Here is a 13,397-nt window from a genome sequence, read left to right on the forward strand (position 1 = left end):
GGAGGGCAGCATAGGTATCGAACTCCTGACCATCATAAGGGCATTTGAACTTGGCAGTAGCGGTAGTAACCGTAACCGTCTTGGTTACTTCTTCTGCGTCTCCCTTGCAGGCTGCCAGAATGAACGAAGAACCGACAGCGGTTCCGCCGACTACGATTCCGGCGTTCTTCAAAAACTGCCTTCTGGAGATTTGTTTGGTCTCCTCTTTTTCGGACATATTTGTCTTAATCGACCTCCTAATAAATTAACCTTTTGGTCTGGAAAAAGAAGCTTTCTTTAAAAGAATCTGTTTTGTTTTTAGCGCCACCTCCTTTAATAATCTGTTTGAAAAACCCTTTGCTATAATATTACAGTAGTGCGGGGTTTACTGTGGTATCATACGTTACCGTTGACAGAGCGAGATCCCGGTTTATTGAAACGGCTACCGTTAACCTCTTCCCAGAGTTCAATCATCTGGCAGATAAATCCATCATAGCACTGTCCGGGAGCGCGATTTTTATCCAGCTTGCTCTTGGTACTGAGTTTAATGCCGAGGGTAGCCCTGTTAGGCATGCGTTTAGCCTTCTCGTTTGATTCTGTATTCATGCGGAATAATCCCAATAGTTATAACGTTGTATAAAATGGTTTCGTTAACTATATAACATTTTTGCTTGTGTATGCAAACTCAATATTCCGGTGGTAAATCGGTTGCTCCGCCAGGTGGATAAATTACTCTCAACCAGCAATCTTCAATGATAAGGTATGTCCACTGCATTCCCGATAAAGTTCCAGTGGCCTCTACTACGTACCCCTCTCCTTCTCTGATGTTATTGAGCTGAGAATGGTATTTTACCCGGAATTTAACATTTCCCATTTGGACAAATTTATCAGTGTCTGGTGGTTCACCCAGGAAGCTCATTTTGTGAACTTCTACATATGGGAAAAACAGTTTTTTGCCCCGGTACTTCTCCATGGTTCCGTTGGGATCCGCAACATATTCGTTGTAGAGTTCCAAAGGATCAACCTCGATGGGTACTTCGGCAATTGAAGAAGCTGGTGGAGGGGTTAGCACATTGTGGTTGCACCCCGAAGCTGATACGGAAATGAATAAAAGAGTTATGATAACAGCGAGTGTCGATGTAATTTGGAAAGTTTGTTGGTAAGTGTTCCTTTTAATGCGGCCCGGCATTTTATTCATTTTTTCCTCCTATTGGTTCTGTCACAGGACGAACTGGAGGCATCAACCATGGGTAACCCAATAACAGATATAATTAGTCCACAATATCTAAGGTTATCTAAATTATAATGTTATAATACAATGTAGTCAACGTATTAAATTGGAATCAGAAGTATTATTGCGATAAAATAAACCTATGTCATTTCAAGATAGCCTTGCCTGGCTCACAGAATTTAGAGAACGCTTTGATGAAGACGTGAGGCGGTTAACGGCTAAAGAACCATTATGGCAAAAATGCCGGAACTGCCCCGATGGGCATTGTTGCGGCCATGATATTTATCCGGTCACCGTGAGTCGTATCAATCCGTTTCGGCTTGAAGAATGGTGGCTGATGCTCGAATATGTAAAAAATTACTTTTCGGAAAAAGATAAAAAACAGCTGGTGCGTAATATTCTTTCGAAGCGTCCAGATTGCATTTTCCGCTTCGGTAACCGTTGCAGCGTACATCCGGCTCGTGCCTGGGCGTGCCGCGTCCATCCCTATACTATTTCGTTTCATGCTAATCCAGATTTTTTTCCAATTGGTCAACTTGCGCTTCCTTCATGTCCTGCGCTTGCTTCTTCTTTTGGCATAAAGAAAGAAGAAGTGGTAATTCAAACTCCCAACGTGCTGGCGAGAGAGCCAGAAAGCCGGTTGGTTCAAGTGAAGCTTAAAAAGAGAAGGCCGGTGTGGTTGCTTGATGCTACTGATTATGTGGTTGAATTTGAAAGACATGCACCCGGAGCAGAAAGACCAGGTGAATATTGGGAAGCCTTACTTGCACTTGCTGGAGAAGCCGGGAGTAAAGGCGGCGTAGCATTGCAGCTATATCTGGAGAACACTCAGGGTGTGATACGCTTGCCAAATGGCAATGTAAGATTCTGATTGTTTACCTGACTCTTGTTAAAAAGTGGTTGAATTTAATAGTTATATTAATTGGAAAGAATTGTTTGGTAGTAAAGTTCTGCCGCCCTGTATGAACTCCTTACCAGTGGGGCTGAAGCAATTCCAGAAAAGCCCATTTCTAATGCAGGTTTAGTATAGCTGGAGAACTCTTCAGGCGCTATGTAGTTTATTACCGGATGGTGCTGGCTTGATGGGGACAGGTATTGCCCGAGTGTAATTAGATTGCATTCTGATTCTCGCATTTTTTGCATTGTTGCAAGCACTTCTTCCCTTGTTTCTCCCAGCCCGAGCATTAATCCGGATTTTGTGATAATCTCAGGATTGATAGATTTAATATTGCGAAGTAGTTCAAGTGAGCGTTGGTAATTGGCAAGAGGTCTCACTGTTGAATATAACCTGGGCACTGTTTCAATATTATGATTAACCACAGCTGGTTTGGCATTTACCACTGTTTCCAGAGCGGAAGTGAGACCTTGAAAATCCGGGATGAGTACTTCAATTTTGACATCTGGGGAAGCAAATCGTACTGCTTGGATGGTTTGCGCAAAATGAGATGCTCCGCCATCGGCAAGATCATCGCGTGTGACCGATGTAATCACCACATATTCAAGGCCGAGCCTGTTTACCGCTGCGGCAATTCTTTCCGGCTCATCAGTAGACAATGGAGCCGGCTTTTCCTTTTTGATGGCACAAAACGTGCAGTTCCGGGTGCAAATATCCCCCATTATCATAAAAGTCGCAGTTTTTTTGGCAAAGCATTGGCACATGTTGGGGCAAAGTGCGCTCTGGCACACAGTATTCAGCTTCAATTCTGCCAACACTGACGAAACATCAGCCATTTCATCGATTCTGGGGATTCTTTGTTTGAACCAGTCTGGGAGTCTTTTACCCAAGTATACCTCCCCTGATTTGCGTGTTCGTCAACTTCTCTAGCTTAATACAAAGAATACGCGAGAGATTATCCAAAAAAAGTGGTTTAACGTCGTTCGTATCAATGTTCCTGTTAAGAAGATGGGCTATTGATGTAGCTTCTTTACCTGGTAAACCGCACAGGTTTATAACTTTAAAATCGTCCAGAGGCGGGTTGATGTTAAAAGCAATGCCATGCATGCTGATACCCCTCATGAAATGAAGGCCGATAGCTGCCAGCTGTTTTCCTCCCACCCACACACCGGGATGTTCTTTCCAGGTTTCAGCGGCGATATCAAAATAATTTGCCGTTTCAATGACTGCTTTTTCAAGATCTTGCATAAAGCGGCGAAGCTCTCCTCCTCGGACGCGCATATCCATGATTGGATAAACGACAAGCTGCCCCGGGCAATGATAGCTTACATCACCGCCTCGGTTTGTAAGGCAGACTTCAATTCCCAACCGGGATAGCTCCTCTTCCCCCACGAGGACATTTTGTATTTTACCGAATTTCCCCAATGTTATTGTAGGCGGGTGTTCAAGAACGAGAAGCACATCTTCAATTTCTTTTTTATACCTTAAATCGGCGAGCCTTACTTGAAGATCGTAAGCTTGCTTATATTCTATCAAGCCTAGATTCCATAACCAGCATTTATTCATCTATTTTATAATAGCATTTCAGTTTAAACGTTTGGATTCGTGTTATAAATGGCATAATCAATGCCGCTTATCAGATTATCGAGCTCTTCGGGTTTGGAGAGCTCGATTACGTATATCCAGCCTCGCAGGTAAGGTTCGACCTGCATGATAAGAGAATTAATGTATAAGTCTTCATTCACCTGTACTATAGTACCGCTTACCGGGCTATACATATCGACATTCAATTTTTGCCCTTCGAAGTTACCTAGCCAGCCGTCATAGGCCAGAACGTCCCCTTTTTTCCGAAGGGTCATTTCCCCTCTCTCAACAGCACCAAGCAGTAAGTGCATTTTATCAGTAAGGCCTATCACAGCTAAATCATCTTGAAGTGGCTTTACCCACACATGTTCATAGGAATAGAGCCGGTCAGTAGCAACTTTACTGGTGCAGCCTACTGTATCTTCCAAAGGAGGATTTGTTGTTGGTGGTACGTATACAAATTCACCATTGTTTGTTGTAGTAGTAGGCGGCTTAGTAGTTGGTTTTGAAGTTGTGGGAGAGGTTGATGGTGGCGGAGTTGAGGTTGGTTGTTTGGTTGTTGGTTTTTCCGAATCACAGCCGGTTGAGACAACGATGGATGTCAGTGCCAGGCTGCCGGTAAGAACGCCGGTGCTTTTTAAAAAGGTTCGTCTGGAAATTGAACCAGGATTTTTCCCCCTGGCATTATTTTTTAAATCATCATTTGGGTTTTTCATTGCTTTCCTCCATTCGGTTGTCACGATTTTATATCTGTGTAAGATAAAATATACCAACTCCAATAAATACAATAGCCATGATAATACGCATGATTTTTTCTGCTTTGCCCAGGTTGTTGATCCACCTGGAAACTGCGGTCACTCCAGCTGCGATTAGCACTCCGAAGAAGACCACCGGTAAGCCGGTTCCAATAGCAAACAGTGGCGGCAAGAAAACTCCCCCGGTTGTAGTAAGAGCGATCGGTATAAGAACAGCGAAAAAAAGCAGGGCGCTGTAAGGGCAAAAAGCGAGCGCAAATATAATACCCATTAGCAGTGCGCCAAGCAGTCCCCAGTTGGAGACCTTGTTGCCCAGCGTTGCAATTCTACCGCTCCCTCCGAACGAGAAACGATCAATGACCAACATCAGGATTCCTGCCAGAATAAGCAAAGGACCGAGTACATATGTTCCCACATCCTCCAAGAAGTTGCGTATAGCTGGCGTTTCCAGGCCAATGGTAATTATTAACAAGCCGATAAGAGTGTAGCCGATCATGCGGCCTAAAGAGTATAAAAGGCTGGCCATTATAGCGAATTTGCGATCGGTGATGCGGCGGCTAATATAGGCAACAGATGCTATGTTGGTTGCCATGGTGCAGGGGCCGACAGAAGCCATCAGCCCGAGAAGTATAGCTGCCAGGAAGGTCACTTCTGTATTGAGGAAAAGAGTATGAAAAAAATCAGATAGCCACGCCATCAACTTTCTCCACTGAGAGCTTTATCGATATTTTTCTTTAGCTCGCCAATGAATTTATTCTTGAGCTCCTGGTTGGTTCCGGTTGTATCGGTGTACAGCCATATTTTACCTACTTGCCAGGTAGTACTTTCACCATCTTTAATTGTGGTTATAAAAAAGGCGAACTTGGAAGCGTTAAACTCTTCCATGAGTGGACTGGTGGCAGGATCTCTCGTATCATAACTTTTGTAGGTAATTAATCCGCTTTCTATTTCTTCACCGTAATCTTCATGCATAACCGTATTTACCCATTCCACCGCCAGGTTCAGGCAAAAACAGTTGTCTGATTCGTAGAAAAAGTTTACTTCCACCCCGTCTGTCTCTTCGGTCGTCAGCGGTGGAGTTGTTGTTTGTTCTGAGGGGTTATTGCACCCCGTGAGGCTGAAAACGGTAAGTAAAAAAGCTACGGCCAGCGCCGATACAATTTTGTTTTTGCCCATAATACGCCTCCTTTCAGGCACAAAATTTACGAAGACTTTTATCCAGCTTGTGCTTTAGTTATCATAGCCGCGATTTCTTGTTTGGAGGGTACCTTACCGGCACAAACTACCTCTTCGTTTATTACCAGTCCGGGAGTAGTGAGTATGGGATATTCCAGTATTTTACCCATGTCTTTGACGTACTCTACACTAGCTGGTATACCCATCTCGCTAATCACTTCTTTTACCAACTTCTCTAACTTATGGCACTTGGCGCAGCCAGGTCCTAAAACCTTAATAACCATAGTTTTCTCTCCTAATATTTTTTGCACTTGTTTGTTAAGTAATTGCCCCAAAAATCAATCCCGAAATGGTTGCAAAACCTATCACTAGCCCAACATAGGCCATGGTCTTTTTAGTGCCCATAATAGATCTCAGGGCCAACATGCTTGGCAGAGACAGAGCTGGGCCGGCAAGTAACAGCGCAAGCGATGGACCTTTACCCATGCCGAGATCCATCAGGGATTTGATAATAGGTACCTCTGTCAGTGTGGAAAAATACATGAATGCTCCAAATAAAGAAGCAAAGAAATTGGCGCCCAGACTGTTTCCACCAACAAAACGACCGACTAAAGATTCCGGAAGAATTACAGTTAAAATACCAGCTATAAAAATCCCCGCCAGTAACCAGGGTGTTATCAACCGCACAAAGCGCCAGGTTTCTTTCATCCATACACCAAATTCTTCCCGGGTAAACCATTTCCAGATTATTATCGCCAGGATTGCCAGGCTGATCCCCAACATTATCCAATTGGAGGAAGCGGCAAATAGAAGAACCCCTACCAGTACCAGGAATAGAATTACCTGCTGCCACCATTTTTTTTCGTTCGGATCATCACAGAGACTGGCAAATGCCCCGTCATTTATTTTGTGTTTTCCTTCATCGCGGAACAAAAATGCCATTACAAGGCCAATTACCACTGAAAAGAGTATTGCGCCGATTGCTCTGCCCAACCCCAGATCGAAACCCAGGAGCCTTGCTGAATAGGTAATCGCCAGTACGTTAATAGCGGGGCCGGAGTAAAGGAAGGCAATAGCGGGTCCAATTCCAGCGCCTCTCTTGTATATTCCGCCAAACAGGGGAAGAACCGTACAGGAACATACTGCCAGAATTGTTCCAGAAACAGATGCGACGCCATATGAAAGAAAGCGATTGGCGCCAGGGCCGAAATATTTGAGTACCGATTTCTGGGAAACAAAAACCGATATCGCGCCAGCTATAAAAAAGGCGGGAACAAGGCAGGTTATTACATGAGCTGAGAGATATTCCAGCAGTGCATTCCATCCCCCTGCAACCAAATCGGTAATCAGTTCCATTTACCTAATGCTCCTTTGTGAACGGGTACCCTGGATCCGTGGTGAAATCTGCCATGTTGATTCTAATCATTTTTTCAACGGGGATTCGCAGCTACATATTATATAAATGCGTATATGCGCTTATATGAATTATAACTCTCGGTTTAATACCGTGTCAATACGGTGATCCGTATCGCACTTTATACTTATGGAGTGTAATACTCTATCTGCTATAATCAGGTACAAGATGAATGGATCAATTGCCCTTTATGTTCACATCCCTTTTTGCATACAAAAGTGTTCTTATTGCTCTTTCGTCTCTTATGCTGGTCGTCAAAATGATATTGAGCAGTATTGTCAGGTGTTAATCAAAGAAATTCGCAGGCGTGTTGGTAAACGGTTGGTGAAGTGCGTTTATTTTGGGGGCGGTACTCCAAGCTTGATACCCATCAGGTGTATTGAGAATCTGATGGAAAAAATACTCAGCATTTCTCAATCACTCGATATTGAAGTAAGCCTAGAAGCGAACCCCGGAACTATTGGAGTTCAACATCTCAAAGAACTAAGACGTATCGGAGTAAACCGGCTGAGCATTGGCGCGCAAAGCCTCGATAATCGAGACCTGGAATTAATGGGGCGTCTGCATAATTCGGCTGCTGTGATAGAAGCAATGAAAAGTGCTCGTAGTGCCAGATTTGATAATATTAATCTTGATTTAATTTATGGAATCCCCGGGCAGTCAATATCATCATGGAAGCAGACTCTTGAAGGGGCTATTGACCTCGAACCGGAACATTTATCTCTTTATGGCTTAAGCCTTGAGTCTGGCACTGAAATGATGAATTTGATAGAGTGTGGAGCACTGCCTCAGATTAATCCGGATGATAGCGCTGATCAGTACGAGTTTGCGGAAGAAATACTGGCTGGAAAAGGGTATCACCATTACGAGATTTCAAACTGGGCAAAAGCAGGGTATGAGTGTATTCATAATCTGGTTTACTGGAAACATGAGGAATATATTGGCGTGGGCGCCGGAGCCTGTTCGTATCTGGGTGGTCATCGTTTCAGTAATACTCCCAGCCTGGATAAATATTTAACATCGTTTACTGAAGAGGGTGGTGAAGTAACCGAAAGCGATGAACCCATCAATCCCGAATTGGCAGCTGCCGAAGCGGCAATCCTGTCCCTAAGGCTCGACGAAGGTATTAATATCGAAAAATATAACCAGGATTACAATACAAACCTTATATCTGTGTATAATAAGCAGATAGATGAGCTTGAGAGCTACGGATTACTAGAAAACGACGGGGTTAACATAAAGTTAACCCCGAAAGGCAGATTATTGGGCAATGAGGTTTTCTGGAGATTTCTTCCAGAAGCAATAGAATAGATTGACATACGCTTGATAGTGATGGAGCAAAAATGAACCAGGACTCAATTAGAAATTTCTGTATAATCGCACATATTGACCATGGCAAATCAACCTTGGCTGACAGGCTTATTGAGATCGCAGGGGGGATGGGGCGGGCTAAAATCACCGAGCAGGTTATGGATAGTATGGAGCTTGAGCGCGAACGGGGAATTACCATCAAGGCCAAGGCGGTCAGGCTGAATTACAAAAACCGTGCCGGTCATCAATTCCTGCTGAATCTTATCGATACCCCGGGCCACGTTGACTTTTCTTATGAAGTTTCGCGTACTCTGGTTGCTTGTGAAGGGGCAGTGTTGGTTATAGATGCAACCCAGGGAATACAGGCTCAGACCTTAGCTAATATCTATATTGCCATGGAGCACAACCTGGTTGTGATTCCGGTGATAAACAAAATTGATCTTCCTGGTAGCGAGCCTGAGCGTGTTATGGAAGAAATTGAAAGCGTTTTGGGGTACAAGCCTAGCGAAACCTTTTTAATCAGCGCAAAAACCGGTCAAGGGGTATCTGAACTGGTGGAGGCAATTGTAGAACGGATTCCTCCTCCAGCAGGGGATTTGAACCTTCCTCTCAGAGCTCTCATTTTCGATTCCCGCTACGATGATTATAAGGGAGTAATTGCCTATGTGCGGGTCGTTGACGGCAGGCTGCAAAAAGGCAGCAAGGTTCGGCTGATTGGAGAAGGCACCCAAATGGAAGTACTGGAGCTGGGTTACTTTTCTCCTGGACCCACTCCGGCCGACTCTTTGCAGGCGGGTGAAGTTGGTTATATAGCTACCGGTTTGAAAAGCGTTGCAGAATGCCGGGTTGGTGATACGGTAACCGTTACTCCAGGCGGAGCCCGGGAACCGCTTATAGGTTATGAGTTACCCAAGCCAATGGTGTATGCCGGTGTATATCCCACCCAGGCTGATGACTATGCAGACCTCAGAGAGGCAATTGAGAAGCTGCATTTAAATGATGCCTCACTGACCTTCGAGCCAGAATCAAGCCCCATTTTAGGGCAGGGTTTTCGTTGTGGATTCCTGGGTCTGTTACATCTTGACATTGTTGTTGAGCGGTTAGAAAGAGAATTTTATCTTTCCCTGGTGGTAACTGTTCCGGGAGTAAAGTTTCTGGTCACTATGACGAGCGGTGAAATATTAGATATAACCAGTCCGGTAGATTTCCCTGATCCATCCGAAATTGCAAAAATCGAAGAGCCCTGGGTAAAGATTTCTGTGGTTACCCCTTCCAATTTTATTGGAGCATTAATGGAAGTCATGCAGGAATACGAAGGAGTTTACAAGCATACTGAATATCTTGGCCAGTTTACCGCTTTGGGCGAGACTGGGCAAAGAGTGCGGCTTGAGTATGAGATGCCGCTGAGAAGCATGCTTACTACTTTTTATGATCAGCTTAAAAGCCGCAGCCGTGGATATGCATCTCTAGACCATGAATTATTAGGTTACAGGGAGGCACGTCTGGTAAAACTGGATGTTTTGGTTAATGATATGAAGGTGGATGCTTTCAGTCGGATAATTCCGCCAGAAAAAGCTCATGAAATTGGAAAGGCTGTAGTAGCCAAGCTGAAAGAGGTGATTCCGCGCCAGCTTTTTAAAGTTCCTCTTCAAGCTGCTATCGGCGGCCGTATTGTGGCCAGAGAGGATATTTCTGCCCGGCGCAAAGATGTTCTTGCCAAGTGTTATGGTGGTGATATTACCCGTAAAAGAAAACTTCTGGAAAAACAGAAGGAAGGCAAGAAAAAGATGAAAATGATAGGGCAGGTTGAAGTACCAAAAGAGGCTTTCCTGAGTATTATGAAGTTGGGGTAAACTCTCGTCTTTTCTTCTTTACCCCTGCTCAGTTTCAGGTTTTGTGCCGATTACATTATTTCTACAAGTGTCAAATCAAAGGTAAGGTCTTTGCCAGCCAGCGGGTGGTTAGCATCGATGGTGATAGTGCTGCCGTCAATTTTTATTATGGTGACTACTACACCTGCCCCATCAGGTTGGCTGGCACTTAGCTGCTGGCCGACTCTGGGCTCTAGTTCCGGAGGCAACACTGACCGGTCAACAATAGCGACAGCATTTTCATCACGCTCCCCGTAAGCCTCGGTAAAGGGAATGGTGACCGTTTTATTCTCTCCGACTTTCATTCCATTTATAGCTGCATCAAAGCCAGCTATAACAGACCCCTCTCCCAGGGTGAACTCCAGGGGCTCTCGATTGACGGACGAATCAAATACCCTGCCATCGCTGAACATGCCTGTGTAGTGTACTCTTACGGTGTTACCATTCTGTGCGGTTAGCATTCCTTCTCCTTAAAAACATATACCTAGCTTAAGAGCCAGTTATAGATGCGTATTTTTAAACCTGTTTCTGGATTCTTCAATGATCTTGATAGCAGCGTCCTGATCTTCCCAGCCATAAATACCGGTCTTCTTGGCTTCAAGCTCCTTGTAAACTGTAAAAAAATGTTCGATCTCCTTTAGCATATGCGGGGGAACATCCCCCAGGCTTTTGATATGGTTCCACATAGGATCATTTACCGGTACGCAAAGAATCTTTTCATCCGGACCTTTTTCGTCTCTCATTTTGAAAAGACCAACTGGATATGCATCTATTACACATCCGGGGAAAGTTGGTTCCCACACCATCACCAATGCATCCAGGGCATCGCCATCACCAGCCAAAGTGTCCAGGATAAATCCATAATCACTGGGGTAGTGAACTGCTGAAAAAAGCATACGGTTTAATTTTATAGCCTTGAGGTCAGGGTCATATTCATATTTATTTCGACTTCCCTTGGGGATTTCAATCATTACAGTTACCAGCATTTATCGTCTACTTCCTTCTCTCTTCTTTATCTGCTAACAAGCCTGGATTCCAGGCAAAATAAAATACTAAGGAGCAAATATCGTCACAGTTTAATTCTTCAGGGAAACAAAACACAAACAGCTTTAAGTCTTTGGTGCAAGTTTACCCGGTTATTATATTACTTGGGGAGTTGGCGTACAAATTACCGCCTGATTGGGGAGCGATGTAATATTTACCAGGTACGCTCAGATTCAGGCAGCTTGTCAAAAATCAACTCGTTTCCTAAAATATAAACAAGCTGTTTAAGGGAGGTTTAAAATAATGGCAGAAGAACTTGGCAGGATAATCAAACCTGAAGCAGAGCAATTCAAAGATGGCAGGCGCCTTTTCCTTGTTCCTCTAATTTTCACGCCTTTTTCGCCTCCCGGGGAACTGCAGGCGATTGTTGAACGGTATTGGCAGGAAGCACTAAGCCAGATAAAAGGGTTGGAGTCACGCATTGGCCGTGTAAAGCGCGTATATCATGAGATGGTTGCGCTCGATGAGGAAAGCGGACTTTCGACTTTGGAATCGTTAAATACAGGCAGCCATAATCTGGTAAAAAGCATAATTGAGCGCGGAGGTAGCCTTACTTCTATCGAAGATAGCGATCTACTAAATGAATTTATGGATTGGGGGCGTTGTCTGTCAACCGGGCTCTATAGCCATAAAGTTCTCACAACTGTATTGCAATCCTATCAGGAAACCCAGGAATGTCGAAACAAAGAGATGGCATCACGGCTCGATAAAAGCCTTGGCGTCGATGAAATAGGCCTTTTAATTGTCACGGAAAACCATCGTATACAGTTTCCTCCAGATATAGAAGTCTTTTACGTAGCTCCACCTGCATTAGATGAATATAAACGGTGGCTCAGGCGGCAGGAAGAATCCCCTAAGAAGGAAAAACCAGCTAGCCAGGAAAAGCCGGAGAAAGGCGAATCCGCGAAGGCAGAAAAAAGCCCAGAGGCTGAGCCGAAAACTGGCGAGAATAAAAGCGAAACTTCGAAACCGGCCAAGAGAACACGAAAGAAGAAGTCTTCCTAAACTATGGATCGCCCCCATCTGCTGTAACGTCCTTGATGAGCGCTCCATATTCTCTCTGTCTTCCTTGAGGAGGGCAGTAGCCCTGCGAAGGATCTTCCCCGTAATAGTGCCCGTTGTTACATACGCAGATCTCCCGCGGACAGTCTTCCTGGTCACATGGCAGCGTTTGCGTATGTACGGGCGCAACCCGTGTGAGATTCTTCGCTTTGACCAGAATTGCACTGTATAAAGCCCTGGCTCCGAAGGCAGATAAATCCTTCCTAGGCGGAGGCGATTTTTGATACCAGTAAGGGAAGATCGGACATCGAGCTTATCCGATAACCTTCAGGTAGATCTTCATCAACGAGTTGGTCGCGATCGACCAATATTCCGGTCATGCCCGCTCTATTAGCCCCAACGACATCAATCTGGTACTGATCGCCCACGTAGATTGCCTGATCAAGGTTGACATCGACCGTCTGACACGCCAACTGGAAAATTTCAGGGGATGGTTTATAAAGACCTGTTTGGTGTGAGGTGAGAATTATTTCAAGGTAGGGTGAAAAACCCATTTCTTTGCACATCGGATTGATATCACGGTCTATATTGGAGATAATCCCCAGTTTATATTTCCAAAGTTTTAAATTTTCGAGTACGGGAAGCACATCATTAAAAGGCGCCATTTTGTATTTTACTTGGCCAAGATCTTGCAACACCTTATTGACAAGATCTGGTTCAGGTTCAATGCCAGCCTGATTCAGGACTGCCACTTCATAATCGTACCAGAATTGTTTTTGCTCTTCAGGAGCTCGATTTTTAACAAGGGATTGAGAATTTTCACGGTAAAAATACTCGTCCCCAGCTTTAATGGCTGGAGAGATTGCTTTTTTTGTTAAATTAATTCCATGTTTTTTCAATAAATTGATATGTGTTTCTTCCCGCGGGGGATCGTAGGTGACCAGGGTATTATACAGGTCAAAGAAAATAGCCTTTATCAATGTGTTTTGCCTCCATGAACGATTTTCTGGGAAAAAACCTTATCAACTTTGGCTGATTGTATATTAAAAAAGAAAGTGTGTAAAGCTAATAAACAGAATTTAGAAATGTGCTCGGGAGAGAAGGAGTGAATATTTGTATGCAGAAAAGGACGAGT

At 44.3% G+C, this 13,397-nt stretch carries 16 protein-coding genes; 4 read left to right on the top strand and 12 right to left on the bottom strand.

From position 1 onward, the window contains the following. Positions 1-375: 375 nt before the first annotated feature. Both PHX29_03195 and PHX29_03200 read right to left on the bottom strand, forming a co-directional pair. Positions 376-585 carry a hypothetical protein gene (locus PHX29_03195; protein ID MDD5604902.1) on the bottom strand — a complete coding sequence of 70 codons (210 nt, stop codon included), beginning with the start codon at positions 583-585 and terminating at the stop codon, positions 376-378. Positions 586-664: 79 nt separating this feature from the next. After that, the gene (locus PHX29_03200) at positions 665-1,177 is read right to left on the bottom strand and encodes a hypothetical protein (protein ID MDD5604903.1); all 513 of its coding nucleotides are present in this window, start codon (positions 1,175-1,177) and stop codon (positions 665-667) included. A 175-nt stretch (positions 1,178-1,352) separates the two neighbouring features. Between PHX29_03200 and PHX29_03205 the strand changes: the two genes are divergently transcribed. Then, on the top strand, positions 1,353-2,081 hold the full coding sequence (locus PHX29_03205; protein MDD5604904.1) for a hypothetical protein: 729 nt from the start codon (positions 1,353-1,355) through the stop codon (positions 2,079-2,081). 47 nt (positions 2,082-2,128) lie between these two features. Here PHX29_03205 and lipA read toward each other — a convergent pair whose 3' ends face one another. Genes lipA through PHX29_03240 form a run of 7 tightly spaced genes read right to left on the bottom strand, consistent with a single transcriptional unit; the run spans position 2,129 to position 6,976 of the window. Continuing rightward, entirely contained in the window at positions 2,129-2,995 is an 867-nt protein-coding gene (gene lipA, locus PHX29_03210) for a lipoyl synthase (GenBank protein MDD5604905.1), read from the bottom strand. Further along, entirely contained in the window at positions 2,988-3,641 is a 654-nt protein-coding gene (gene lipB, locus PHX29_03215) for a lipoyl(octanoyl) transferase LipB (GenBank protein MDD5604906.1), read from the bottom strand. Before lipB ends, lipA begins: the two co-directional genes overlap by 8 nt. Positions 3,642-3,694: 53 nt before the next feature. After that, the gene (locus tag PHX29_03220; protein MDD5604907.1) at positions 3,695-4,405 is read right to left on the bottom strand and encodes a twin-arginine translocation signal domain-containing protein; all 711 of its coding nucleotides are present in this window, start codon (positions 4,403-4,405) and stop codon (positions 3,695-3,697) included. A gap of 28 nt (positions 4,406-4,433) precedes the next feature. Next, the gene (locus PHX29_03225) at positions 4,434-5,141 is read right to left on the bottom strand and encodes an aromatic aminobenezylarsenical efflux permease ArsG family transporter (protein ID MDD5604908.1); all 708 of its coding nucleotides are present in this window, start codon (positions 5,139-5,141) and stop codon (positions 4,434-4,436) included. Next, a complete protein-coding gene (locus PHX29_03230; protein ID MDD5604909.1) occupies positions 5,141-5,620 on the bottom strand; it encodes a hypothetical protein in 480 nt (159 codons plus the stop codon). Before PHX29_03230 ends, PHX29_03225 begins: the two co-directional genes overlap by 1 nt. 38 nt (positions 5,621-5,658) lie before the next feature. Then, positions 5,659-5,904: a thioredoxin family protein gene (locus PHX29_03235; GenBank protein ID MDD5604910.1), complete on the bottom strand. Its 246-nt coding sequence runs from the start codon at positions 5,902-5,904 to the stop codon at positions 5,659-5,661. Between the two features lie 34 nt (positions 5,905-5,938). Next, positions 5,939-6,976 (bottom strand): permease, encoded by a 1,038-nt coding sequence (locus PHX29_03240; protein ID MDD5604911.1) that lies wholly within the window; start codon positions 6,974-6,976, stop codon positions 5,939-5,941. 226 nt (positions 6,977-7,202) lie between these two features. Between PHX29_03240 and hemW the strand changes: the two genes are divergently transcribed. After that, positions 7,203-8,345, top strand: a complete 1,143-nt coding sequence (hemW, locus tag PHX29_03245) for a radical SAM family heme chaperone HemW (protein ID MDD5604912.1) — start codon at positions 7,203-7,205, stop codon at positions 8,343-8,345. Positions 8,346-8,377: 32 nt separating this feature from the next. After that, complete coding sequence (lepA, locus tag PHX29_03250) at positions 8,378-10,198, top strand: translation elongation factor 4 (protein MDD5604913.1); 1,821 nt, start codon at positions 8,378-8,380, stop codon at positions 10,196-10,198. Between the two features lie 50 nt (positions 10,199-10,248). Here lepA and PHX29_03255 read toward each other — a convergent pair whose 3' ends face one another. Together PHX29_03255 and PHX29_03260 are read right to left on the bottom strand one after the other, a co-directional pair. Beyond that, positions 10,249-10,677 (bottom strand): peptidylprolyl isomerase, encoded by a 429-nt coding sequence (locus PHX29_03255; GenBank protein ID MDD5604914.1) that lies wholly within the window; start codon positions 10,675-10,677, stop codon positions 10,249-10,251. Between the two features lie 39 nt (positions 10,678-10,716). Then, entirely contained in the window at positions 10,717-11,202 is a 486-nt protein-coding gene (locus tag PHX29_03260; protein ID MDD5604915.1) for an inorganic diphosphatase, read from the bottom strand. Between the two features lie 301 nt (positions 11,203-11,503). Here PHX29_03260 and PHX29_03265 point away from each other — a divergent pair, with 301 nt between their 5' ends. Continuing rightward, entirely contained in the window at positions 11,504-12,265 is a 762-nt protein-coding gene (locus PHX29_03265) for a hypothetical protein (protein MDD5604916.1), read from the top strand. 260 nt (positions 12,266-12,525) lie between these two features. Here the strand turns inward: PHX29_03265 and PHX29_03270 are convergent, their stop codons facing one another. Then, positions 12,526-13,242: an HAD family hydrolase gene (locus tag PHX29_03270; GenBank protein ID MDD5604917.1), complete on the bottom strand. Its 717-nt coding sequence runs from the start codon at positions 13,240-13,242 to the stop codon at positions 12,526-12,528. Between the last annotated feature and the right edge of the window lie 155 nt (positions 13,243-13,397).

This window comes from Dehalococcoidales bacterium (genome assembly GCA_028717385.1).
GTDB lineage: Bacteria > Chloroflexota > Dehalococcoidia > Dehalococcoidales > CSSed11-197 > CSSed11-197.

What these genes read in the sequence shown, in the direction of transcription:
- PHX29_03195 (MDD5604902.1), bottom strand. Translation starts at nt 585, where the DNA reads ATGAATACAGAATCAAACGAGAAGGCTAAACGCATGCCTAACAGGGCT.
- PHX29_03200 (MDD5604903.1), bottom strand. Translation starts at nt 1,177, where the DNA reads ATGAATAAAATGCCGGGCCGCATTAAAAGGAACACTTACCAACAAACT.
- PHX29_03205 (MDD5604904.1), top strand. Translation starts at nt 1,353, where the DNA reads ATGTCATTTCAAGATAGCCTTGCCTGGCTCACAGAATTTAGAGAACGC.
- PHX29_03220 (MDD5604907.1), bottom strand. Translation starts at nt 4,405, where the DNA reads ATGAAAAACCCAAATGATGATTTAAAAAATAATGCCAGGGGGAAAAAT.
- PHX29_03225 (MDD5604908.1), bottom strand. Translation starts at nt 5,141, where the DNA reads ATGGCGTGGCTATCTGATTTTTTTCATACTCTTTTCCTCAATACAGAA.
- PHX29_03230 (MDD5604909.1), bottom strand. Translation starts at nt 5,620, where the DNA reads ATGGGCAAAAACAAAATTGTATCGGCGCTGGCCGTAGCTTTTTTACTT.
- PHX29_03235 (MDD5604910.1), bottom strand. Translation starts at nt 5,904, where the DNA reads ATGGTTATTAAGGTTTTAGGACCTGGCTGCGCCAAGTGCCATAAGTTA.
- PHX29_03240 (MDD5604911.1), bottom strand. Translation starts at nt 6,976, where the DNA reads ATGGAACTGATTACCGATTTGGTTGCAGGGGGATGGAATGCACTGCTG.
- hemW (MDD5604912.1), top strand. Translation starts at nt 7,203, where the DNA reads ATGAATGGATCAATTGCCCTTTATGTTCACATCCCTTTTTGCATACAA.
- lepA (MDD5604913.1), top strand. Translation starts at nt 8,378, where the DNA reads ATGAACCAGGACTCAATTAGAAATTTCTGTATAATCGCACATATTGAC.
- PHX29_03255 (MDD5604914.1), bottom strand. Translation starts at nt 10,677, where the DNA reads ATGCTAACCGCACAGAATGGTAACACCGTAAGAGTACACTACACAGGC.
- PHX29_03260 (MDD5604915.1), bottom strand. Translation starts at nt 11,202, where the DNA reads ATGCTGGTAACTGTAATGATTGAAATCCCCAAGGGAAGTCGAAATAAA.
- PHX29_03265 (MDD5604916.1), top strand. Translation starts at nt 11,504, where the DNA reads ATGGCAGAAGAACTTGGCAGGATAATCAAACCTGAAGCAGAGCAATTC.